Below are 21,492 nucleotides of genomic sequence, written 5' to 3'. Positions count from 1 at the left end.
TTTCTCTTTTCTTTCAGCGACTTGGAGACTTGCTCCGCCCCGCTGAAGGAGGCCGGTTTCTACTCGGGGCCGGCCACCCTGTCAACCGGTTTTTTTCCGGCTGCCCCGACTTCGTTTTCGCTGCCTGTCGGCGTCGACCGCGTCGTCGGGAGGCGCGGTTTCTACGGGACGGGGCGGGGTGAGTCAACACCCTTTTTTACCGTTCCGTGAAACTGCCTCCGCACCCTGGAAAACGCCATGCGCCGGCCGGAGCCGGATGTGCCTGTCGTCCCAGAAGGAGGAGAGGTTTGGAGCGGGTGATGGGAATCGAACCCACGACATACAGCTTGGGAAGCTGTCGTTCTACCACTGAACTACACCCGCGTCCCGCCAGCGAACCGGCGCGTTCGGATGTTATAGGCAGGCCCGCGCGAGGGCGCAAGGGGAGACGAACGGCCGAGCCGCCCACGACGCGGCCGTCGCCGCGGCCCAGCGGAATATTGCCATGACGGGTGCGAAGGATCATGCTGGCGCGCGCGGCCGCCCGAAGGTGTGGGGCCTCGGCGGGCCGGCCGCGCGCGCTTGGGAGGGACGACCCGTGACGCTGGTTTCCGGAAGCGGCACCGTGGGGCCGCTGTTCGATCGCTTTTCCGTCGCCGACTGGGCGGCCGGCTGGGGCGGGCTCACCCCGCCGCTGGAGCCGGCAGACGTGGAGCGCCTGCGCGGCCTCAACGAGCCGCTCACCCTGACCGACGTCGAGCGCGTCTACATGCCGCTGGTCGAGCTGCTGGTCACCCACATGGGCGCCCGCTGGGACCTGCGCCGCCGCCGCGCCGAGCTGTCGCGCCGCGTCGAGCGCCACGGCCCCTTCATCGTCGGCATGGCCGGCAGCGTCGCCGTCGGCAAGAGCACCTCCGCCCGCGTGCTTGCGGCCCTGCTGCGCGCCGAGGGCCGCAGGGTGGCGCTGGTGCCCACCGACGGCTTCCTGCTGCCCAACGCCGTGCTGGCCGAGCGCGGCCTGATGAACCGCAAGGGCTTTCCCGGCACCTATGATCTGAAGGCGCTCATCGGCTTCCTCACCGACATCCGCCTCGGCCGCGCCGCGCAGGCGCCGGTCTACAGCCACCAGACCTACGACGTGGTGCCCGGCGCCACGGTGACGGTGGAGGAATCCGAGGTCGTCATCCTGGAGGGCCTGAACGTCCTGCAGGTCGGGCCGCTGCCGGCCGAGGGCGAGCATCGCCCCTTCGTGTCCGACTTCTTCGACTTCTCCATATACGTGGACGCCGAGGAAGAGGCGCTGCGCAGCTGGTACCTGGAGCGCTTCCTCGCCCTGCGGGCCACCGCCTTCCAGGACCCGCAGGCGTACTTCCACCGCTACGCCGCCGTCTCCGAGGCCGAGGCGCGCGACACCGCCACCCGCATCTGGGAAACCATCAACCTGGTGAACCTGCGGGAGAACGTGCTGCCGACCCGCGCCCGCGCCGACGTCGTGCTGCGCAAGGGCCCCGACCACGGCGTCTACGAGGTGTGGCTGCGGCGGGTGTGACCTCCCTCGCGGTCAGCCGGTGACGCCGAGGCCGACGTCGAGCCCCATCATCAGCAGGAATCCCACCGTCAGGCCGAAGGTGGCGGCGGTCGCGTTGCCGTTGCGGTGGGTTTCCGGGATGATCTCGTTGCTCACCACGAACAGCATGGCGCCGCCGGCCATGGCGAGGCCCCACGGCAGCACCGGCTCGGCCACCGCCACCATCCCGGCGCCGAGGAAGCCGCCGACGCTCTCCACCGCCCCCGTCGCCAGGGCGATGCCCGCCGCCGGCAGCGGGGCATAGCCGAGCGCCAGCATGGACAGCGCCACCACCAGGCCCTCCGGCAGGTTCTGCAGGAAGATGCCGAGGGTGAGCGTCACGCCGTTCTCCACGTTGCCGCCGCCGAAGCCGACTCCGACCGCGAGGCCTTCCGGAAAGTTGTGCAGGGTGATGGCGATGACGAACAGCCACAGGCGCTTGACCTGGCGGCCGTCGACGTGCTGCGGCCCGGTGACCAGGTGTTCGTGCGGCAGCGCCCCGTGCACCGCCCACAAGCCGGCGGCGCCGAGCAGCGTGCCGGCGGCGACCACCAGGAAGCCGACCAGCGCATGGCCGTGCAGGACCGTCGCCGCCTCCACCCCCGGCAGCAGCAGCGAAAAGGCCGTCGCCGCCAGCATGACGCCGGCGGAGAAGCCGAGCATGACGTCCTGCTGCCGCTGGGTGATGCGCCGCAGCACCAGCACCGGCAGGGCGCCGATGCCGGCGGCGGACCCGGCGATGAGGCTGGCGATGACGCCGAGGGTGACCAGCGGCAGGGTGTTCAGGGCAGCGACGAGGTCGGACACGGGGACTCCCCGGCGGTGTGGGAAGACGGGACGGGCGATGGAACCGGCGTTGCTCTCCCGGAGTTTTCTCCCACAGGATGCATACGATCGGACTGCATGTCGCCGAAGCATAACGTCTGCCCCGTTGCCGAGGCGACAATGCCGTCTTATGGTGTGCGGACTTACTGTACGTCTCGCCGGGAAGGTCGGATCGCGACCGCTCCCGGGGAGCAGGAAACGAGGGAGGCGACACCGGTGCAGCCACGACCCGAAGGGGTGAGTTCACCCCGTGGTCCCGTCGCCGCGTCGTGTCCGGTTCCGGCCCGTCGTTTCCGGTCCCCCGCGCCGCAGAATCCGAACGCAGACGAGAGGTGAGTTCCGACTCGGCCGCCGGGACGCGACGGGCGGCTGGGCGATTGTCGGTATTGGAGACCCGTAATGACCGAAGCGCCTACCAAGAATGCCAAACTGCTTGCCTGGGTGGAGGAGATCGCCAAGCTCACGAAGCCCGACCGCATCCATTGGTGCGACGGCTCCGACGCGGAGTACGATCGCCTGTGCCAGGAGATGGTCGAACACGGCACGTTCATCCGCCTGAACGAGCAGAAGCGCCCGAACAGCTACCTCTGCCGCTCCGATCCGGGCGACGTGGCGCGCGTCGAGGACCGCACCTTCATCTGCTCCCAGCGGCGCGAGGATGCCGGCCCGACCAACAACTGGGTCGAGCCGAGCGAGATGCGCGGCACCCTGAACGGCCTGTTCGACGGCTGCATGCGCGGCCGCACCATGTACGTGGTGCCGTTCAGCATGGGGCCGCTCGGCTCCAAGATCGCCCACATCGGCGTCGAGATCTCCGACAGCGCCTATGTCGCCGTCAACATGAAGATCATGACCCGCATGGGCCAGAAGGTGCTGGACGTGCTGGGCGCCGACGGCGAGTTCGTGCCCTGCGTGCACTCGGTCGGCATGCCGCTCGAGGCCGGCCAGAAGGACGTCGCGTGGCCGTGCAACGCCGACAACAAGTACATCGTCCACTTCCCCGAATCGCGCGAGATCTGGTCGTACGGCTCCGGCTACGGCGGCAACGCCCTGCTCGGCAAGAAGTGCTTCGCGCTGCGCATCGCTTCGGTCATGGCGCGTGACGAGGGCTGGCTCGCCGAGCACATGCTCATCCTGGGCGTCAAGAACCCCAAGGGCGAGCGCACCTACGTGGCGGCCGCCTTCCCGTCGGCCTGCGGCAAGACCAACTTCGCCATGCTCATCCCGCCCGAAGGCTTCGATGGGTGGGAGGTCTCCACGGTCGGCGACGACATCGCCTGGATCAAGCCAGACGAGAACGGCGTGCTGCACGCCATCAACCCCGAGTACGGCTTCTTCGGCGTGGCGCCGGGCACCAACACCAAGTCCAACCCCAACGCCATGGCGTCGCTGGCGAAGAACTCCATCTTCACCAACGTCGCGCTGACCGACGACGGCGACGTGTGGTGGGAAGGCATGACCGACGAGGCGCCGGCGCACCTCGTGGACTGGAAGGGCCAGGACTGGACGCCGGATTGCGGCCGCCCCGCGGCGCACCCCAACGCCCGCTTCACCGCCCCGGCCAGCCAGTGCCCGTCCATCGACCCCGAGTGGGAAAACCCGAAGGGCGTGCCGATCTCGGCCTTCATCTTCGGCGGCCGCGTCTCCAAGAACTTCCCGCTGGTGTTCCAGGCGTGGAACTGGAGCCACGGCGTCTACCTCGCCGCCACCATGGGCTCGGAAGCGACGGCCGCCGCCGTCGGCCAGGCCGCCATGCGCCGCGACCCGATGGCCATGCTGCCGTTCTGCGGCTACAACATGGCCGACTACTGGTCGCATTGGCTGAACCTGGGCCGCAAGCTGCCCGAGCCGCCGCGGATCTTCCGCGTCAACTGGTTCCGCAAGGACGAGAACGGCAAGTTCATGTGGCCGGGCTTCGGCGAGAACATGCGCGTGCTGAAGTGGATCGTCGACCGCGTGCACGGCCGTGCCCGCGCCGTCGAGAGCCCGATCGGCTGGGAGCCGTTCCACGAGGACATCAAGTGGGAGGGCATCGACTTCCCGAAGGACAAGTTCGAGAAGCTGATGGCCGTGGAAAAGGCCGTGGCCCTCGACGAGGCCAACGAGGAAGACAAGCTGTTCACCCAGTTCGACGGCCGCCTGCCGAAGGAGATGCGCCTGCACCAGCAGATGCTCATCGCCCGCCTGGAGCGCAGCCCCGAGGTGTGGTCCCTCAAGGACCCGGTGACCTCGTAAGGGTCGTCGCCTGTGCGTAGACAGCAGCCCCGCCGGAGCGATCCGGCGGGGCTGTTGGTTATTCGAAGGGCGTTGCGGCCAGCCGGTCGACGGGCGGGGATGGCTTAGGAGCTGTCGTGGGCCCACAGTAACCTTCCGCGTCACGCCGGCCGGCGCGGGACGCATTCCCCGTCATAGAGGCGCCGTGATTATGCTTTCAGCCATCTCGACGGCATTGCGCGCCTGCAGATCAGTGAGAGGCGAGGCCAGATCGTAGTCGGCTACGGCACGAAGACGTTTCAGTTTTCGCATGTAACGCTTCATCCGATGCAGTCTCGCTGAACCCGGCGGCGCCTTTTCGACCGCGTCGATGACGTCCCGATGCTTAGCCTCAGCATAACGGTTCACCGGATCAAGCCCGAGAGCCTCGCAGGCGAGATGGTAAACGCCATAGTAGGCTTGGTGCACCGCCGCCCTGCGAAACACTTCACCATCCAGCTTCGACAAGGCCTTGGCGGCGGCTACGAGTTCATGCGGGCGCGTCGGCATTCATCCACCAGATTACCGTACGCCCCATGAGGTGCGGCGCCGCGCGTTCCACTTCATCATGGATGCCGTCCTCGAACGCCAGTAGCTTGGCGGAGTCCTCCGCAATGTGCCTCGGCGGAACAGCGCCGACTATCGGAGTCACTATTCCGTCTTCCAGAGCCAAGTCCAGCAGCTTCGGCTCGACGCCGCGTCGGCTGAGCGCGGCCATGTACAAGATCGCCGACTGTCGCTCTGGCGCCGACCCGGTATCAGCCGCCCCCAGCCTCTTCACTTCCTCTCGAAAACGGCTTCCGATCCGCTTCTTGTCGGCCAGAACCTTTTCCGTCACGTCTATGAACCGGGTGATGCGCCCGCGTAGGCGGGCCTCCTTAACCTGAGACTTGAGGCGCCGAGCGAACTTGAGCACATCAAGGAGGACAGCATTTACGTGGTCCACCTGTTCCCACTTGCCGAGCAGCGTATCGGTCTTGAGCGGAATACCGCCCTCGACCGCCGTGAGGCTCATGGCCAATCGTGACAGGACGCTCGCCTCGAAGCGCAGCACAAGCGCAGCCGCTCCTCGCTCCATCTCATCCAGTTCGGGATCGATCTGTTCAGACGGAGCTTTGTCGTGAATGAGGGTCAGCACGCGCCGCATCCGCCCGGTCGATGCGTCCAGGTCGCGGGTGTCGAAGTCGCCCATGCTGATAGCTGCTTGTGCCATGCCTTGATTAATCGGTAAGGCTCGAGTGGGTGTCAAGCGAGGTCAGGTAGCTTACTGGTTTCTCGGGGTGACCCACAGCGTCGGCAAGAAGGCGGGGCCATCCCGCTCCACACCGATTTCCCGCATTCTGCGCAGTCGGATGCTCTGCCCGCGCCTTGCCAGAACGCCTTCCTACCACGCGCACCTGACCCGCCCCCAGCACTCTCCCACTGGTGCCCGCTGCCGGACTCGAACCGGCACGTCCGAAAGGACAACGGATTTTAAGTCCGCTGCGTCTACCGATTCCGCCAAGCGGGCGGCACCTGGACAGGTTGCGGGGCGACGCTAATGCGCCGCGGCGCCGGACGCAAGTCGTTCCTCACCACCCCGCGCCGGCGGCCGATAGGCGCAGCGCCTAAGCCCGTGGGAGCTGCGCGCGACCCCTTTCGCCACAGCGTTGTCACGGCATCGTCACTTCCTTCCCGTGGGCAACTGCTCGACACTTTCGGGGACACGAAGGGGAGGAACGTCATGGGAAACCTCGCTGCGGCGATCATCGCGAGACCGACCACGCGGCGCCGCTTCGTCGGGGTGCTGAACCTGGTGCTCGGGTCGCTCGCCGTCAGCTATGCGGTGCCGGGCGGACGGCGCGCCGCGGCGGCTGAACAGGCGACCGGCAAGTGGGTGTGCACCAACGCCGACTGCGACCCCTTCGTCTACGATCCGGCCGTCGGCGACGCCGACAACATCGCCCATCCCGAACACCCGATCCCCGCCGGCGTCGCCTTCGAGGATCTGCCGCACGACTGGAAATGCCCGTTCTGCGGCTCGGGCAAGCCATTCTTCCGGCCGCTCGACGCCTGAGGGCGGCGGTCGAGGAGCGGAGTCGTTCACCGTCGCGGAGGGATCGATCCCCCCGCATCCCCCCGCCGGTCCCGACGCGGCGGTGAACGCAGACAGGGCGGCCTTGCCAGAGGCCGCCCTTCGCATGTCGTCGGCCGTGGCGACTCGCCCGCCGCAGCGCCTCCCTCCCCGGGGCGCGGCGGCGGGCGGCGCGATCAGCTGCTGCCTTCGAGGAAGGCGAGGATGGCCGTCTGCTGCTTCTTGTTCAGGCGGTTGAAGGCCACGAGCAGGCGCAGTTCCTCGGTGGAGATGGCGTTCTCCTCCGTCTCGTGGGCCGCATCGTCGTCCTCGCGGAAATCCTCGAAGAAGAACGACACCGGCACCTTCAGGACGCGCGCGATCTCCCACAGGCGGGAGGCCGAGATGCGGTTGGTACCGCGCTCGTACTTCTGGATCTGCTGGAAGGTGACGCCGATCTGCTCGCCCAGCTCCTGCTGCGTCAGGCCGAGCAGGGTGCGGCGCAGGCGCACGCGGCGGCCGACGTGGCGATCGAGCGGATGACCTTCGCGGACGCCGTCCTCTTCGGACGCCGCAGGAGCCGTGTTGGTCGTGGGGAGGGGCATTAGGACTTCCTCGCAATGACGGGTTATTTAACCGAAGCCAATACTACCTATTGATTTCCCGGTGATGCAAGTCTTATCTTGGCCACGCAATCGGCGGATGAGACTTGTTGTCGAAGGAAAACATCAATCTCGTCTCGTGCAATCTTATGTAGTGCTCGAACGCGAAGCTTTATCGACTTCCGTATCGGTAAAGGGCGCGGAAGGGTGTAGGGCTCGACAGCGGGAAGTCGCAAAGCGCCGTTCGGGTGCCGAATCGTTGCCCCGGCGGTCGCCGCGGTTTATGGTCGGCAAGGCCGACGGCGCGACGCGCGCCGCCAGCGGCAGCCGGGGACACCGGCCGCCGGCGCGCTCTTCCGGGGGGTGGAGCACGGCGGCGCAGGCCGGGCCGAGGATCGGGGGAACGGGAATGTCCGTCGCAGACTTCGTGGAGGCCACGACGCAGGCCGACAGCGCCGACGAGATCCGTCGCCTGCTGACGGCCGCGGTCGAACGACTCGGCTTCGCCTACACCGCCTTCAGCGACGTCAGCCGCTATCAGGAGACGGGCGACCTCGATTGCCTGGCCGTCGTGCTGACCTTCCCCGAGGAATGGACCGACCACTACGTCCGCCAGGGCTACGCCGACATCGACCCGGTGCACCACTTCGCCCGCCACAGCCCGCGGGCCTTCACCTGGGAACAGGTGCGGGCGCAGAAGGGCCTGCTGGCGCGCCAGCAGACCATCCTGGAGGAATGCCGCATCGCCGGCCTGCCGCACGGCGTCACCGTGCCGCTGTTCGGCCCGCGCGGCTCCACCGCCCTGCTGTCGGCCGCCGGCGAGGGGCGCGAGCTCGAGGATCCAGCCAAGCTGCGGCTCGTCAGCGCGCTCGCCGCGCAGTTCTACATCGCCCATCAGGCGCTGCTGGAGAACGAGCCGGAGGTGCCCGACTTCGTGCCGCTCACCGGCCGCGAGCGGGAGGTCCTGACCTGGAGCGCCCGCGGCAAGAGCAATTGGGCGATCAGCGAGATCCTGCACATCTCCGAGCGGTCGGTGAATTTCCACATCACCAATGCCATGCGCAAGCTGCAGGCCTCCACCCGCATCATGGCCGTGCTCAAGGCCATCCGCCACGGCCTGATCCAGGTCTGATCGGCCGCCGGCCGGCACACTGACGGCCCCGGACGCGCCCGGCCGCCCCCGCGCCCGGTGAGCCCGCCGGCGCCCCCATCCCCGCTCTCCCCCCGCCGGTGACGTTCCCGTCATCGCCGACCGACCGTGCGCAGGCCCCTCGGCCGCGCCGCGGCGCTGCGACGCGCCCCTCCCTCTGCGCGGAGTCGCTTGCATTTCATCCGAAGTTGGCACTTTTGTAGCGTTGGCGCGTATAAGGCGTGCTGACGCTATCCTTATTGCGAGCTGATTGAGCGACTTTCGCATCAGCGGTTGAACTACGCAATCTGCGTACAGCCCTGGTTTACCTCACCCTGTATGATTGCCCGGGCTGTTTCCTGGCGGCTTCTCCCTTTCAATGGCGTCATCGGATTGCAAGGGAGAGACCGATGCTCGATTGCGTCACATGGGCCACCGCGCACCTCTTCGGCAGCGCGCTGGCGGAACAGCACAGGCTCCGCTACCGGGTGTTCGTGCAGCGGGCCGGCTGGAACGTTCCGCACATCAACGAAATGGAGTGGGACCAGTACGACACCCCGGCCGCCCATTACCTGGTGTGGCGCGATCCCGAGGGCGTCGCCCGCGGCGTGGTGCGGACCAGCCCGACCGACATCCCCTACATGATCGCCGACATCTGGCCCGAGCTGGTGACGGAAGCGCCGCTCGCCCATGCCGCAGACGTGTGGGAATGCACCCGCCTCGCCGTCGACCCCACGGCCCCGCCGGCGCTGCGCCGCGAGATCCGCAACGAACTGGTGGTCGGCATGATCGAGTTCGGCGTCGCCCGCGGCATCCGCGAGTTCCTGCACCTGACGCCCATGGCCTTCGTGCGCTCCATCTTCTGGGGCAACGACTTCACCACGCGCCTGATCGGCGGCCCCGCCCCCATCGACGGCATCGCCTGCGGCGTGTGCGCCACCGAAAGCTCGGAGGCGGCGCTGGCGACGGTGCGCGCCGCCACCGGCATCACCGGCCCCGTGGTGCGCTGGCCGCACGACGTCGTGCCCGCGACGGAGGCCGCCTGATGCGTCACGCCGCCGCCACCGCGATGACCGCCGCCGACCGAGCGGAGACCGCCGGCCCCGCCCGCACCGAGGCCGAGCAGTCCATCGTGCAGGGCCTGCTCTACCTGGAGCAGGAAGCCTCCGCCGCCCGTCTCGTCGACCTGGCCCACACCATCCGCGCCGCCGTCGACCTCTACACCAGCCAGAGCGCCAAGGAGTGCGAGGCATGAGCACCGTCATTCCGTTCCCGGCCAAGCCGCTCGCGTCCGCCTTCGACGTCATCGAAGACGACCAGATCCACGCCATCCGGGCCATGCTGCGTTACCTGCACCGCGAAGCCAGCGAAAGCGGCCTCGGCGGCACCGCCGCCCGCATCTCCGACGCGCTCGACGCGCTGGATGCCGAGCAGCCGGCGTAAGCCGGCTGCCGCCCCGGCGGCCTTCTGGCCGCCCTCTCTCAGGCCCGGCGGCCCTCTGGCCGCCCTCTCTCAGGCCCAGCGGCCTTCGGGCCGCGCGCTCTGACACCCGGCGGCCCGCGGGCCGCCCTCCCTTCCCGAACCCAACGGCCGGCCGCAGCGCCGGCCGCCGGAACGCGCCGCCGCGCCGGGGCGGATCGCGGCGCCCTTTCTCGTCCTCCGCCCAGCCAACAAGGGGAATCGACATGACCATCCAGACCATCAGCGCCGCGACGCACACGGTCGAGCAGGTGCACGACATTCTGGCCCGCGACGGCGTCGTGGTCCTGACCGACCTGGTGCCCATGAGCGTCATCGACCAGGTCGAGGCCGAGCTGGCCCCCTACCTGGAGCGCACGCCCTTCGGCGAAGGCCAGTTCTTCGGCCGCCGCACCAAGCGCACCGCCTCCATCTTCGCCAAGTCGCAGGCCTCCCACCAGCTGGGCGCCCACCCCTACGTGACCGAGGTGGTGAAGAGCTTCCTGCTGAAGCACTGCAGCTCCATCCAGATCTCCGGCACCCAGGCCATCGCCATCCACCCCGACGAGCCGGAACAGGTGCTGCACGCCGACGAGGAACTGTGGCCCATCGAGCGCGGCCGCATGGAATACCAGATCAACACCATCTGGGCGCTGACCGACTTCACCGAGGAGAACGGCGCCACCCGCATCCTGCCCGGCAGCCACAAGTCCGTCGAGATCGAGCGCCTGCCCGACCCCTCCAAGGTGGTGGCGGCCGAGATGAAGCGCGGCTCGCTGGTCATCTGGCTCGGCTCCACCGTCCACGGCGGCGGCCACAACCGGTCGGAAGGCGTGCGCACCGGCCTGTCGCTGGCCTACTGCCTCGGCTGGATGCGCCAGGCGGAGAACCAGTACCTCGCCAACCCGCCGGAGATGGCGCGGACCTATCCGAAGGAACTGCAGGACCTGCTCGGCTACGCCGTGCACGAGCCCAACCTCGGCTGCTTCGAGGGCCAGAGCCCGCGCGTCCTGCTGGAAGCCGAGCAGCGCCCCGACGTGCTGGCCTTCAAGGACTACCTGCCGGGCTGGGCCGCCGAGCAGGTGGCGCAGTACTACCAGATGCGCGAAGCCGCCAACGCCGCCTGAGGAGCCGTATCCCGTCCTTTCTCCGGCAGGCTCGCCGGAGCGCCCGCCGCCCGCATCGGACCCTCGTCCGGTGCGGGCACGCGGGCGTTGCGGCGAGCCGGTCGCGGCCAGAGTGGCCCTTGCCGCGCAGAAGCACCCGGCGTAGAACCGGCGCCTTCCTTCGACCGATCCTGCACGAGGCCCCCGGTGTCGAGACTGCGCGCCGACCTGACCCTGCTGCTTGCCGCCATGATCTGGGGCTCCACCTTCGTGGTGCAGAAGCTCGCCTTCCTCGACGAGGACGGCGCGGCCGCCCCGGCGGTACCGGAAGACGGCGCCCTCGGCCCGCTGGCCTTCACCGGCATCCGCTTCCTGCTCGGCGCCCTGGTGGTGCTGCCGCTGGCCCTGCGCGAGACCGGCCGCGCACCGGCGCCGGCACAGCCCGTCGACCGCCTCGGCTTCGTGCTGTGCGGCGTGCTGCTGTTCACCGGCTCCATCACCCAGCAGGTCGGCATCATCGGTACCTCGGTCACCAACGCCGGGTTCCTGACCGCACTTTACGTGCCGCTGGTGCCCATCCTCGGCCTGTTCCTGCTGAAGCGGCGGCCGCACTGGGCGGTGTGGCCGGGCGTGCTGGGCTGCATGATCGGAACGTGGTTCCTCAACGGCGGCGACCTGACCGCCGTGTCCGACGGCGACCTGTGGGTCATGGCCGGCGCCGTCTTCTGGGCGCTGCACGTCATCTGCGTCGGCACCTTCGTCGGCCGCTCGGGCCGTGCCCTGACGCTGGCCTGCACCCAGTTCGCGACCGTCGGCGCCATCGGCCTGACCGCCGCCCTGCTGCTGGAACAGCCGAGCTGGAGTGCGGTATCCGCCGCCTGGTTCGAAATCGCCTGGGCCGGCGCCCTGTCGGTCGGCGTCGCCTTCACCCTCCAGGTCATCGGCCAGCGCGGCGCCCACCCGGCCGACGCCGCCATCATCCTGAGTTCGGAAATGGTGTTCGCCGCCATTTCGGGCGCCGTGGTCCTCGGCGAGCGCCTGCACCCCGACCAGTACCTGGGCGCCGCCCTCATCCTCGGCAGCATCCTGGCGGTCGAAGCCCTGCCCTACCTGCGGCGACCGCGCACAGCATAAGTGTTTTGGCAGCGGTGATCGAAGCGATCACCGCTGCGCCCTCAGGCGCCGGGCGCGGCCCTTGGCCGCTTGGCTCCCGCGGCAAGAGCCGCGCGGCGCGGTCGCGCCGTCCGGTTTACGTCTCGCCTCGCCCCCTACTCCGACAGCAGGCCGCGGGCGCGGTGCCAGTCGGCCAGGCTGTCCTCGGGGTAGCCGTCGAAGCAGGCTTCGGAGTCGCGGGCGTCGACCCGGACCCAATCGGGCTTGCTGCCGATCATCATGTGGACCACCTCGGGCGGCGTCGGCAGCGGCGTGTCGATGGCGCCGGCGTGCGGGTGGACGAGGTCCGGCCAGCGCGGATCCGCCGCCCACAGCGCCGTGCCGCAGCGGGTGCAGAAATGGCGCTTCATGGGGCTGCGTTCGCCGTCGATCATGGCCTGGTAGGTGCCCAGCGCCCCGTCCTCGGCATGAATGCGCAAGGTGTCGGCGCGGGCGCCCAGGTTGATGGCGAAACCGCCGCCGCCCGCCGTCTTGCGGCAGATGGAGCAATAGCAGCGCAGGAACGGCACCGGCGCATAGGCCTCCACCGAAAACCGCACCGCGCCGCAATGGCAGGACCCGTCGAGCCGCATCGGCCGCCTCCTTTTCCGCGTGTCGTCCTCTGGCTTCCGCCATCAACGCGCGCCGAGCGGCTGCGGGTCAAGGGTTCCGAGGGAGACGCCGGAAGGTGAGGTACTTGGGCTCGCCGCGGATCTGCTTGGCCTCGTAGCGGGTCGGGAAGCCGTCGGGCCAGCGCTGGCGCCAATCCTCGGGCTTTTCCGCGGTCCAGCGGAAGTCCGGGTGATTGGTGGCCTGGATCAGGCTCCAGCGCACGTAGACCATGTCGTCGGAGGCGACGCGCAGTTCGGCGCCGTCCACCATGCGCTCGGCCAGGATGTCGAGGTTCGACACGTTGACGAAGCGGCGGCGGGCGTGGCGTCCCTTTGGCCACGGGTCGGGGAACAGGACGAACACCTTCTCCAGCACGTCGGCCGGAATGGCCGGCAGCAGCAGGCGCACGTCGTCGGGGAAGATGCGGATGTTGTCGAGCCCGCGCTCCTCCATCTGCACCAGCAGGGCACCGACGCCGTTGATGAAGGGCTCGGCGCCGATGAAGCCGATGTCGGGGTGGCGCTCGGCCCAGCCGGCGAGATGCTCGCCGTTGCCGAAGCCCACTTCCAGCGCATAGGCGCGCATGGGCCGCGGGAACAGGGCGGCCATGTCGAGGCGCTCGCCCTCGGCCGGCTCGGGGATGGCGACGCGCGGCAGCAACTCGTCGACGAGGCGCGAGCGCGTCGCCTTCAGGCGCTTGCCCTTGCGACGGCCATAGAAGCGCGGATCATTGGCACGGAAGAGGGCGCCGGCGTCATCCGCCGGCGCCCCCGCTTCCTCGCGCTGCGGGTCAGACGGACGCCGCGGCACCGAACGCGCTCTTCAGCTCGGACACGAGATCCAGCTTTTCCCACGAGAAGCCGCCGTCCTCTTCCGCGGCGCGGCCGAAGTGACCGTAGGCGGCGGTGCGGGCGTAGATCGGGCGGTTGAGCTGCAGGTGGGTGCGGATGCCGCGCGGGCTCAGGTTCATGAGCTGCTGCAACACCTTGGACAGCTCGGTCTCGTCGACCCGGTTGGTACCGGCGCAGTTCACATAGACCGACAGCGGCTTGGCGACGCCGATGGCGTAGGACACCTGGATCAGGCACTTGCTGGCCAGACCGGCGGCGACCACGTTCTTCGCCAGGTAGCGGGCGGCATAGGCGGCCGAGCGGTCCACCTTCGTCGGGTCCTTGCCCGAGAAGGCGCCGCCGCCGTGCGGCGCGGCACCGCCGTAGGTGTCGACGATGATCTTGCGGCCGGTCAGGCCGCAGTCGCCGTCCGGGCCGCCGATGACGAAGCGGCCGGTCGGGTTGACGTAGAACTCGTCCTCGGGGCACATCCAGCCCTCGGGCAGGGCGTCGAGCACGAACGGGCGCACCAGCTCGCGCACCTCTTCCTGGCCGACACCCTCCAGGTGCTGGGTGGAAACGACCACCGAGGTGGCGCCGACCGGCTTGCCGTCGACGTAGCGCAGGGTGACCTGGCTCTTGGCGTCGGGGCCGAACGGCACCTTGCCGGCGTGGCGGGCGGCGGCCATGGCCTTGAGGATGCGGTGCGACAGGGCGATGGGGGCGGGCATCAGCTCGTCGGTCTCGTCGCAGGCGTAGCCGAACATGATGCCCTGGTCGCCGGCACCTTCGTCCTTGTTGCCCGCCGCGTCGACGCCGACGGCGATGTCGGCGGACTGCTGGTGGACGTAGCAGGACACGTCGGCGGTGCGCCAGTCGAAGCCGTCCTGTTCGTAGCCGATGGCCTTCACGGCCTCGCGCGCCTTCTCGATCATCACCTCGGGGGTGATGGAGGCGGGGCCGCGCACTTCACCGGCCAGCACGATGCGGTTGGTGGTCGCCAGCGTCTCGACGGCGACGCGGGCTTCCGGATCGGCGGCCAGGAAGGCGTCGACGATGGTGTCGGAGATGCGGTCGCACACCTTGTCGGGGTGGCCTTCGGACACGGACTCGCTGGTAAACAGGTAATCGGACTGGGACACTGAAGCTTCCCTCCATGCAAGCAGGAAATCTGCGCCCCTCGGTCGCCACTAGGGGGCGTTGCGGTCCGTGGCGAACTGAGGGGACATACATGGGTGGCGCGCCTGGGGCCCCACCGCATCAACCGGCAGGAAGTAAGGGAAACGGGGGGCGATTGCAAGCGCAATCGGCCCCCCGTTTGCCGTTACGAAACAGGCCCTGCCGGCGCTGTCAGTCCTCCGGCTCCGGCCGGTCCTCGCCCGAAACGGCGAGTGTCTTCGCGAGGTCGTAGATGCGCTTGCGCACGTGCGGGTCGACGATGCGGTAGTAGGCGCGGACCAGTTCCAGCGTCTCCCGCTTGGTCATGGGATCGGCCTCGGTCTCCGCCACTTCTTCGGCGCCGCGCAGCACGTTGCGCGGGCTGCGCGAGGCGACGCTTTCGTCCATTTCCTCGAAGAAGAACGACACCGGCACGTCGAGCACGCGCGACAGGTCCCACAGGCGGCTCGCGCCGATGCGGTTGGCGCCGCGCTCGTACTTCTGCACCTGCTGGAAGGTCAGGCCGATGGCTTCGCCGAGCTTTTCCTGGCTGAGGCCGAGGAGGGTGCGGCGCAGGCGGACCCGGCTGCCCACGTGCACGTCCACCGGGTTGGGCTTGCCCGACGGCATGCGGCCCCGCGAGGAACGGCGGGCGTTCTCATCGACGGAGGAAGCCTGCGAGAGTGAATTCATGGCACAACCCCAAGGGAAACCGACGCTTCTCACGGTCGACGACTCGCTTCCGGCGGCGCGAGTTCCGAGGCCTGAGGAACCAGCTTCTGGGATTGGCACCTTCGACCGGAAGAGTGTGTCATACCGTCTGACGTGTACGGAAAACGTCAGCCCGGGCAGGGCGGTTCACGCAGGGTCCAACAATTCACGGCGACGCGGTCGCAACCACAAGGCGCAACCCGCCAGCAGGGCGGCCAGCGCCAGCGCGATGGCGTTGCCGCCGCGGGCGTAGGGCGTCGGCGGCAGGGCCTGCGGCAGGGCGCCGTCGATGATGCCCTGGACGCCGAGATCGAGGCTCGCCACCACCCGGCCATAGGGGTCGATGATGCCCGAGATGCCGGTATTGGCGGCGCGCACCAGCGGCAGCCCTTCCTCCACCGCCCGCAGGCGCGAGGTGGCGAAATGCTGGTAGGGGCCGGCCGAAATGCCGTACCAGCCGTCGTTGGTGACGTTGAGCAGCCAGCCCGGCCGCGGCCCGTCGAGCACGATCTGGCCGGGGAAGATCACCTCGTAGCACACCAGCGGCCCGGCCGCCGGCAGGCCCGGCACGTCGATCAGCCGCGGCCCCTGGCCGAAGGAGAAATCGGTGGAGCCCGGCGTGATCTTGTCGATGGGCAGGATGCCGCGCAGCGGCACGTACTCGCCGAAGGGCACCAGGTGCATCTTGTCGTAGGTCGCCAGGATGTCGGCCTCGTCGTCGATGACGGCGAGACTGTTCCACACCTGGAACGGTTCCTCCCCCTGGGGGGTGATGCGCGGCGCACCGGTCACCAGCACGCCGCCCGGCGGTGCCGCCAGGGCGATCAGGCGGCGGCGGCCCTCGTCGGTGTTGACGGCGAAGCTCGCCGCCGTCTCCGGCCAGATGACGGCGGTCAGGTCGGCGAAGCCCTCCTGCTGCGACAGCTCCACGTGCGTCATCAGGTTGGCGTCGCGCTGGTCGGCCTTCCACTTGTCCTTCTGGTCGATGTTGGGCTGCACGATGCGGATGGTGGCATCGGGCACCATGGCGACCTCCGCCCCCGCCAGACGCCAGCTGCCCCAGCCCGTCAGCACCGCCAGCACCGCCCAGGCGGCGACCACGGTCGCCCAGCCGGCGCGCCCCGTCTGCGCCGCCCGGTCGCCGAGCAGCGCCAGCGATCCGAAGGCGAACACCGTCAGCAGGCCGAGGCCGTAGGTGCCGACCAGCGCCGTCGTCTGCAACACCGCGTCGGCCGGCATCCACACGCTGGCGACGGGGTTCCACGGGAAGCCGGTGAGAATCCAGCCGCGCACCCACTCCAGCGCCGCCCAGGCGGCGGCGAACAGCAGCACCCGCGCCGGCCCGCGATCACCGCCGGCCCGCGCCGCCATGGCGGCGAAGCCGGGGAACAGGCCGATGAAGGCGCCGAGCCCGCCCACCGCGAAGGGGATCATCCAGCCGAAGCGCTCGGGGTCGATGAGCAGCGCGTTGGCGATCCAGTAGAAACCGGTGGCGAAATGCCCCGTGCCGAACACCCAGCCGACCAGGAAGGCGCTGCGCAGCCGCGGCGTGCCGTCGATCAGCCACAGCAGCAACGGCAGGGTGACCAGCAGCACCGGCACGGCATGCACCGGCGGCAGGGCGAGCGTCGTCAGCCCGCCCAGCACCAGGGCGAGCAGCAGTCGCCACCGGCCGCCGAGGCCCGCGACTCGGTCGCGCAGGGCGGCGACGGGGGTGAGCAGCGAGGGCGCGGCCATCAGTCCTCCGGCCGCTCCGCCCGTTCGATGGGGGGCGGCAGATTGCGCACGCGCAGGCGGCGGATACGCCGCGGGTCGGCTTCGACGATCTCGAACTCGAGGCCGCTCTCGGGGTGGCGCACCAGCTCGCCGCGCGCCGGGATGCGCCCGGTGATGCGGAACACGAGGCCGCCGAGGGTATCGATCTCCTCGCGCTCGTCCTCGCTGACGATCTCGCCGTAGCGCTCCTCGAAGTCCTCCAGCGACACGCGGGCGTCGGCGACCGCGGTGCCGTCGCCCATCTCGACCATTTCGGGGTCGGTCTCGGTGTCGTGCTCGTCCTCGATCTCGCCGACGATCTGCTCGACCACGTCCTCGATGGTCAGCAGGCCGTCGATGCCGCCGTATTCGTCGACCACCAGCGCCATGTGCGTGCGCTTCAGCCGCATCTCCAGCAGCAGGTCGAGCACGCGGATGGACGGCGAGACGAACAGCACCCGGCGCACCAGGTGCTGCAGGTTCACCGTGCGGCCCTTGGCGACCACCGACACCAGGTCCTTGATGTGGACCATGCCGATGACGTCGTCGAGCGTCTCGCGGTAGACCGGCAGGCGGGAATGACCGACACGGGCGAGGATGTCGGTCACCTCGCGCAGCGCCATTTCCACCTCCACCGCCACGATGTCGGCGCGCGGGATCATGACGTCGTAGGCCGTCAGGTCGCGCAGCCGGAAGATGTTGGTCAGCAGGACCTGTTCGTGCTCGTCGATGGGAAGCTCGTCCTGCTCCCGCTCTTCGATGAGCTCTTCCAGCGTCTCGCGGACGGAATGGTCGCCGCCGTTGCGGCGGCGCAGGCCCTTCAACCAGTGACGGACACCGGTGAGCAGGCCGTTGTCGTGCTCGGCCCCGTACACGCGGGGCTGGCTACTGGAACTCTGGTCGTTCATCTCTCGCTTTCGGGAGCCGGGGGCACCGACTCCTCCTCGTTGTCTCCGGCGGCGGCGTAGGGGTCGGGAATGCCGGCCGCCGCCAGCACCGCCGTCTCCATCGCTTCCATCTCGTCGGCGTCGCCGTCGTCCTCGTGATCATACCCGAGAAGATGCAACACGCCATGCACCACCAGATGGAAGACATGGTGTTCGAAAGGAATGCCCGCCGCCTGCGCCTCGCGTTCGCAGGTTTCCAGCGCCAGGACGACGTCGCCGAGCGGCACCGGCTCGTCCTCGGGCAGGGGCGGCATGTCGCCTTCCAGCGCCGCGAAGGACAGCACGTTGGTCGGCTGGTCCTTGCGGCGGTACTGCTTGTTGAGCGCCCGCACCGCCGAGTCGTCGTGCAATACGACGGTCAGTTCGGTCAGGTCGGGCGGCTCCGGCTCGAAGGCGTCCGGCGCCCCGGCCGCATAGGCGGCATGAGCGGCGCGGACGACCAGCGCCTCGGCGTCGGGCAGCAGCTCGGCCCAGCGCGGGGCCTCCACCAGCACGTCGACGGCGGGCGCCGCCAGGATGCCGTCGACGTCGAAGTCGGCGGCGTCGGTCGGGTCGAAGTCTTCGGAGTCGCGGTCGGCCATGGTCTCAGCGGCGCGGCGCCGCGTCACGGGTGGGCAGCGCCCCGCCGGCGCGGTCGCGCTGGTCGTAGGCGGTGACGATGCGGGTCACCAGGTCGTGGCGCACCACGTCCTGGTGGGTGAAGTTGATGAAGCCGATGCCCTTCTGGCTGTCCAGCACTTCCAGCGCGTCGCGCAGGCCCGACTTGGCGCCGAGCGGCAGGTCCACCTGCGACAGGTCGCCGGTGATGACCATGCGCGAATTCTCGCCGAGGCGCGTGAGGAACATCTTCATCTGGGTCGGCGTGGTGTTCTGCGCCTCGTCCAGGATGATGAAGGCGTTGGACAGCGTACGGCCGCGCATGAAGGCGAGCGGCGCCACCTCGATGGTGCCGGCCTCCAGTTCCTTGATGACCTGGTCGCCCGGCATCATGTCGTAGAGCGCGTCGTAGAGCGGCCGCAGGTAGGGGTCGATCTTCTCGCGCATGTCGCCGGGCAGGAAGCCGAGGCGCTCGCCCGCCTCCACGGCCGGGCGCGACAGGATCAGGCGGTCGACCTTGCCGGCGATCTTCATGGACACCGCCTGGGCGACGGCCATGTAGGTCTTGCCGGTGCCGGCCGGGCCCATGCCGAACACCAGCTCGTTGCCGCGCATGACGCGCACGTAGTCGGCCTGCGTCTTGGAGCGCGGGATGACGTGGCGCTTGCGGGTGCGGATGGTCAGGTCCTCGCCGCCGGCTTCGCCGGTGACCTGCTCGCCCTTCATGCGGATGACCGCGTCGACCTCGCCCTGGGTGATGTCGCGGCCCTGGCGGGCATGGCGGTAGAGGGTGTCGAGCGCCGCCGCCGCCTCCTCGGCGCCGACCCGGCCGCCGCGGATGACCACGGTATTGCCGACGGCGGCGAGGGAGACCTCGAGCCGCTCCTCGATGCGGTCCAGATTGGCGTTGGCCGGCCCGAACAGGACCTGGAGCAACCCGTTGTCGTCGAACTGAACGGTAATCTCGGTCCTGTCGTCGCGGGTCGTCGCCGTATCTGTCACGCGCAAGCCCTTTCGCTCGAGGAAGGCGGGTCCGCCGCCACCAGCTCACCACCCAGGCTCAGCGGCCCGGCGGAAACGATCCGCAGCCGGGCCACGCGGCCGAACAACGCCGCAGGCGCCGTCGCGTGCACCGGCTGCATGTACGGGCTGCGGCCGAGCAGCTGCCCGGCGTGACGGCCCTCGCGGTCGAGCAGCACGTCCATCTCGCGGCCGATGCAGGACTGGTTGAACGCCGCCTGCTGATTGTTGAGCAACGCCTGAAGGGCGGCCAGCCGTTCGTCCTTGACCGCTTCCGGCACCTGATTGGGCATGCCGGCGGCCGGCGTGCCGGGCCGCGGGCTGTACTTGAAGCTGTAGGCCTGGATGTAGCCGACGTCTTCCACCAGCTTCAGCGTCGCCGCGAAGTCTGCGTCGGTCTCGCCGGGGAAGCCGACGATGAAGTCCGACGACAGCGCCAGGTCGTCGCGCGCGCCCTTCAGCCGGTCGACGATGGTGCGGTACTGGTCGGCGGTGTGGCCGCGGTTCATGGCCCGCAGGATGCGGTCCGACCCCGACTGCACCGGCAGGTGGATGAACGGCATCAGCGCCGGCACGTCGCGGTGCGCCGCCACCAGGTCGTCGTCCACGTCGCGCGGGTGCGAGGTGGTGTAGCGGATGCGCGTCAGCCCGTCGATGGCGCCCAGTTCGCGGCACAGGCGGCCGAGGCCCCATTCCGTGCCGTCGGCGCCCTCGCCGTGGAAGGCGTTGACGTTCTGGCCGAGCAGGGTGATCTCGGTCACGCCCGCCGCCACCATCTGGCGCGCTTCGGCGACGATGGCCGCCACCGGGCGCGAGTATTCGGCGCCGCGGGTATAGGGCACGACGCAGAAGGTGCAGAACTTGTCGCAGCCTTCCTGGATGGACAGGAAGGCGGCCGGGCCGGAGACGCTCGGCGCCGGCAGGAAGTCGAACTTGGGCTCGGCCGGGAAGTCGGTGTCGAGGATGCCGCGGCCGGCCTTGGGCTTGCCCTCGGCGGCGGCGGTCGCGGCGGCGCGCTCGGCCTGTGCGACCATTTCCGGCAGCTTGTGGTAGGCCTGCGGCCCGAGCACGATGTCCACGAAAGGCGCGCGCGCCAGGATCTCCTCGCCCTCGGCCTGGGCGACGCAGCCGGCCACGGCGATGAGCAGGTCACCGCCGGCGGCGCGCTTCTCGTCCTTCAGGACGCGCAGGCGGCCGAGTTCCGAGAAGACCTTCTCGGCGGCCTTCTCGCGGATGTGGCAGGTGTTGAGGATGACCATGTCGGCGCCGTCCGGCGCCTCGGCAGGGGCATACCCGATGGGCGCCAGGACATCCGCCATGCGACCGGAGTCGTAGACGTTCATCTGACACCCGTAGGTCTTGATATAAAGGTGTTTTTTCAAGGACTTGCTTTTACCGTTCCGGCTGGCTGCACGATCGGGCGGCGTCGTCGCCCATGCTCCCCCGCTTCATAGTACGAGAGTTAGCAGGCAGCGGGTCAAAGTCAAGTTAAGCGACGGGAAAGGGGACGGGCGGAGGGGCGTCGCGCGCTCCCCGCCTTACCCCCATAGTCATGGCCGGACTTGATCCGGCCATCCACGGCGCCACCGGCGGCCGCCGTGGTGACGCCGCCATGCACGGCCGGCGCGGTGCACGCCGTGGATGCCCGGCTCGGAGGCCGGGCATGACAAATGGTTGAAAATCCTAGAAAATTGTCATGGCCGGACTTGATCCGGCCATCCACGGCTCCACCGGCGCC

General features: G+C 69.3%; 23 protein-coding genes and 2 tRNA genes. 10 read left to right on the top strand and 15 right to left on the bottom strand.

Annotated features, from left to right (window positions below):
* The coding region (locus CRP50_RS25825) for a hypothetical protein (RefSeq protein WP_217992077.1) at positions 1 to 210 on the top strand (210 nt) is incomplete at its 5' end.
* A 78-nt stretch (positions 211 to 288) separates the two neighbouring features.
* Here the strand turns inward: CRP50_RS25825 and CRP50_RS18500 are convergent.
* Positions 289 to 363: transfer RNA gene (locus tag CRP50_RS18500), tRNA-Gly, on the bottom strand.
* A gap of 214 nt (positions 364 to 577) precedes the next feature.
* Here CRP50_RS18500 and coaA point away from each other — a divergent pair.
* Entirely contained in the window at positions 578 to 1,528 is a 951-nt protein-coding gene (coaA, locus tag CRP50_RS18495) for a type I pantothenate kinase (RefSeq protein WP_217992076.1), read from the top strand.
* 12 nt (positions 1,529 to 1,540) lie between these two features.
* Here coaA and CRP50_RS18490 read toward each other — a convergent pair whose 3' ends face one another.
* Positions 1,541 to 2,353, bottom strand: a complete 813-nt coding sequence (locus tag CRP50_RS18490) for a ZIP family metal transporter (RefSeq protein ID WP_245913528.1) — start codon at positions 2,351 to 2,353, stop codon at positions 1,541 to 1,543.
* 417 nt (positions 2,354 to 2,770) lie between these two features.
* On the opposite strand from CRP50_RS18490, the gene CRP50_RS18485 reads away from it, so the two are divergent.
* Positions 2,771 to 4,606 (top strand): phosphoenolpyruvate carboxykinase (GTP), encoded by a 1,836-nt coding sequence (locus tag CRP50_RS18485; protein ID WP_097280654.1) that lies wholly within the window; start codon positions 2,771 to 2,773, stop codon positions 4,604 to 4,606.
* A gap of 171 nt (positions 4,607 to 4,777) precedes the next feature.
* Here CRP50_RS18485 and CRP50_RS25255 read toward each other — a convergent pair whose 3' ends face one another.
* From CRP50_RS25255 to CRP50_RS18475, 3 genes are all read right to left on the bottom strand, one after another.
* Positions 4,778 to 5,134, bottom strand: a complete 357-nt coding sequence (locus CRP50_RS25255; RefSeq protein ID WP_141415195.1) for a HEPN domain-containing protein — start codon at positions 5,132 to 5,134, stop codon at positions 4,778 to 4,780.
* Positions 5,115 to 5,816: a hypothetical protein gene (locus CRP50_RS18480; RefSeq protein ID WP_141415194.1), complete on the bottom strand. Its 702-nt coding sequence runs from the start codon at positions 5,814 to 5,816 to the stop codon at positions 5,115 to 5,117. The genes CRP50_RS25255 and CRP50_RS18480 overlap by 20 nt, the downstream gene beginning before the upstream one ends.
* A 231-nt stretch (positions 5,817 to 6,047) precedes the next feature.
* Positions 6,048 to 6,134 (bottom strand) — tRNA-Leu (locus CRP50_RS18475).
* Between the two features lie 213 nt (positions 6,135 to 6,347).
* On the opposite strand from CRP50_RS18475, the gene CRP50_RS18470 reads away from it, so the two are divergent.
* Entirely contained in the window at positions 6,348 to 6,680 is a 333-nt protein-coding gene (locus tag CRP50_RS18470; protein ID WP_097280652.1) for a rubredoxin, read from the top strand.
* A gap of 194 nt (positions 6,681 to 6,874) precedes the next feature.
* Here CRP50_RS18470 and CRP50_RS18465 read toward each other — a convergent pair whose 3' ends face one another.
* Entirely contained in the window at positions 6,875 to 7,282 is a 408-nt protein-coding gene (locus tag CRP50_RS18465; RefSeq protein ID WP_097280651.1) for a helix-turn-helix domain-containing protein, read from the bottom strand.
* 406 nt (positions 7,283 to 7,688) lie between these two features.
* Here CRP50_RS18465 and CRP50_RS18460 point away from each other — a divergent pair, with 406 nt between their 5' ends.
* From CRP50_RS18460 to CRP50_RS18435, 6 genes are all read left to right on the top strand, one after another.
* Complete coding sequence (locus CRP50_RS18460) at positions 7,689 to 8,411, top strand: LuxR family transcriptional regulator (protein WP_176525252.1); 723 nt, start codon at positions 7,689 to 7,691, stop codon at positions 8,409 to 8,411.
* 407 nt (positions 8,412 to 8,818) lie between these two features.
* Positions 8,819 to 9,454, top strand: coding sequence for an acyl-homoserine-lactone synthase (locus CRP50_RS18455; RefSeq protein WP_097280649.1), 636 nt, complete (start codon positions 8,819 to 8,821; stop codon positions 9,452 to 9,454).
* Entirely contained in the window at positions 9,454 to 9,663 is a 210-nt protein-coding gene (locus tag CRP50_RS18450) for a hypothetical protein (RefSeq protein WP_097280648.1), read from the top strand. Before CRP50_RS18455 ends, CRP50_RS18450 begins: the two co-directional genes overlap by 1 nt.
* A complete protein-coding gene (locus CRP50_RS18445; protein ID WP_097280647.1) occupies positions 9,660 to 9,851 on the top strand; it encodes a hypothetical protein in 192 nt (63 codons plus the stop codon). The genes CRP50_RS18450 and CRP50_RS18445 overlap by 4 nt, the downstream gene beginning before the upstream one ends.
* 242 nt (positions 9,852 to 10,093) lie before the next feature.
* Positions 10,094 to 10,993, top strand: coding sequence for a phytanoyl-CoA dioxygenase family protein (locus CRP50_RS18440; protein ID WP_097280646.1), 900 nt, complete (start codon positions 10,094 to 10,096; stop codon positions 10,991 to 10,993).
* 186 nt (positions 10,994 to 11,179) lie between these two features.
* Positions 11,180 to 12,106, top strand: coding sequence for a DMT family transporter (locus CRP50_RS18435; RefSeq protein WP_097280645.1), 927 nt, complete (start codon positions 11,180 to 11,182; stop codon positions 12,104 to 12,106).
* Between the two features lie 134 nt (positions 12,107 to 12,240).
* Here CRP50_RS18435 and CRP50_RS18430 read toward each other — a convergent pair whose 3' ends face one another.
* The 9 genes from CRP50_RS18430 to miaB form a co-directional block, all read right to left on the bottom strand.
* A complete protein-coding gene (locus CRP50_RS18430; RefSeq protein WP_097280644.1) occupies positions 12,241 to 12,717 on the bottom strand; it encodes a GFA family protein in 477 nt (158 codons plus the stop codon).
* A 67-nt stretch (positions 12,718 to 12,784) separates the two neighbouring features.
* Complete coding sequence (gene trmB / locus CRP50_RS18425) at positions 12,785 to 13,546, bottom strand: tRNA (guanine(46)-N(7))-methyltransferase TrmB (RefSeq protein ID WP_097280643.1); 762 nt, start codon at positions 13,544 to 13,546, stop codon at positions 12,785 to 12,787.
* Positions 13,527 to 14,708 (bottom strand): methionine adenosyltransferase, encoded by a 1,182-nt coding sequence (gene metK / locus CRP50_RS18420; RefSeq protein ID WP_097280642.1) that lies wholly within the window; start codon positions 14,706 to 14,708, stop codon positions 13,527 to 13,529. Before metK ends, trmB begins: the two co-directional genes overlap by 20 nt.
* A 208-nt stretch (positions 14,709 to 14,916) precedes the next feature.
* A complete protein-coding gene (locus tag CRP50_RS18415; RefSeq protein WP_245913527.1) occupies positions 14,917 to 15,417 on the bottom strand; it encodes a helix-turn-helix domain-containing protein in 501 nt (166 codons plus the stop codon).
* Between the two features lie 165 nt (positions 15,418 to 15,582).
* Entirely contained in the window at positions 15,583 to 17,172 is a 1,590-nt protein-coding gene (gene lnt / locus CRP50_RS18410; protein WP_097280640.1) for an apolipoprotein N-acyltransferase, read from the bottom strand.
* Positions 17,172 to 18,098, bottom strand: coding sequence for a hemolysin family protein (locus tag CRP50_RS18405; protein WP_097280639.1), 927 nt, complete (start codon positions 18,096 to 18,098; stop codon positions 17,172 to 17,174). Before CRP50_RS18405 ends, lnt begins: the two co-directional genes overlap by 1 nt.
* A complete protein-coding gene (gene ybeY / locus CRP50_RS18400) occupies positions 18,095 to 18,718 on the bottom strand; it encodes an rRNA maturation RNase YbeY (protein WP_097280677.1) in 624 nt (207 codons plus the stop codon). The genes CRP50_RS18405 and ybeY overlap by 4 nt, the downstream gene beginning before the upstream one ends.
* 4 nt (positions 18,719 to 18,722) lie before the next feature.
* Positions 18,723 to 19,736 carry a PhoH family protein gene (locus tag CRP50_RS18395; RefSeq protein WP_097280676.1) on the bottom strand — a complete coding sequence of 338 codons (1,014 nt, stop codon included), beginning with the start codon at positions 19,734 to 19,736 and terminating at the stop codon, positions 18,723 to 18,725.
* The gene (miaB, locus tag CRP50_RS18390; protein ID WP_097280638.1) at positions 19,733 to 21,136 is read right to left on the bottom strand and encodes a tRNA (N6-isopentenyl adenosine(37)-C2)-methylthiotransferase MiaB; all 1,404 of its coding nucleotides are present in this window, start codon (positions 21,134 to 21,136) and stop codon (positions 19,733 to 19,735) included. The genes CRP50_RS18395 and miaB overlap by 4 nt, the downstream gene beginning before the upstream one ends.
* Positions 21,137 to 21,492: the final 356 nt, after the last annotated feature.

The sequence above is a fragment of the Caenispirillum bisanense genome, assembly GCF_900230255.1.
Taxonomy (GTDB): domain Bacteria; phylum Pseudomonadota; class Alphaproteobacteria; order Rhodospirillales; family Rhodospirillaceae; genus Caenispirillum; species Caenispirillum bisanense_A.
Note: the sequence above shows the minus strand (reverse complement) of the source record. Positions and strands in the feature narration are given on the sequence as shown.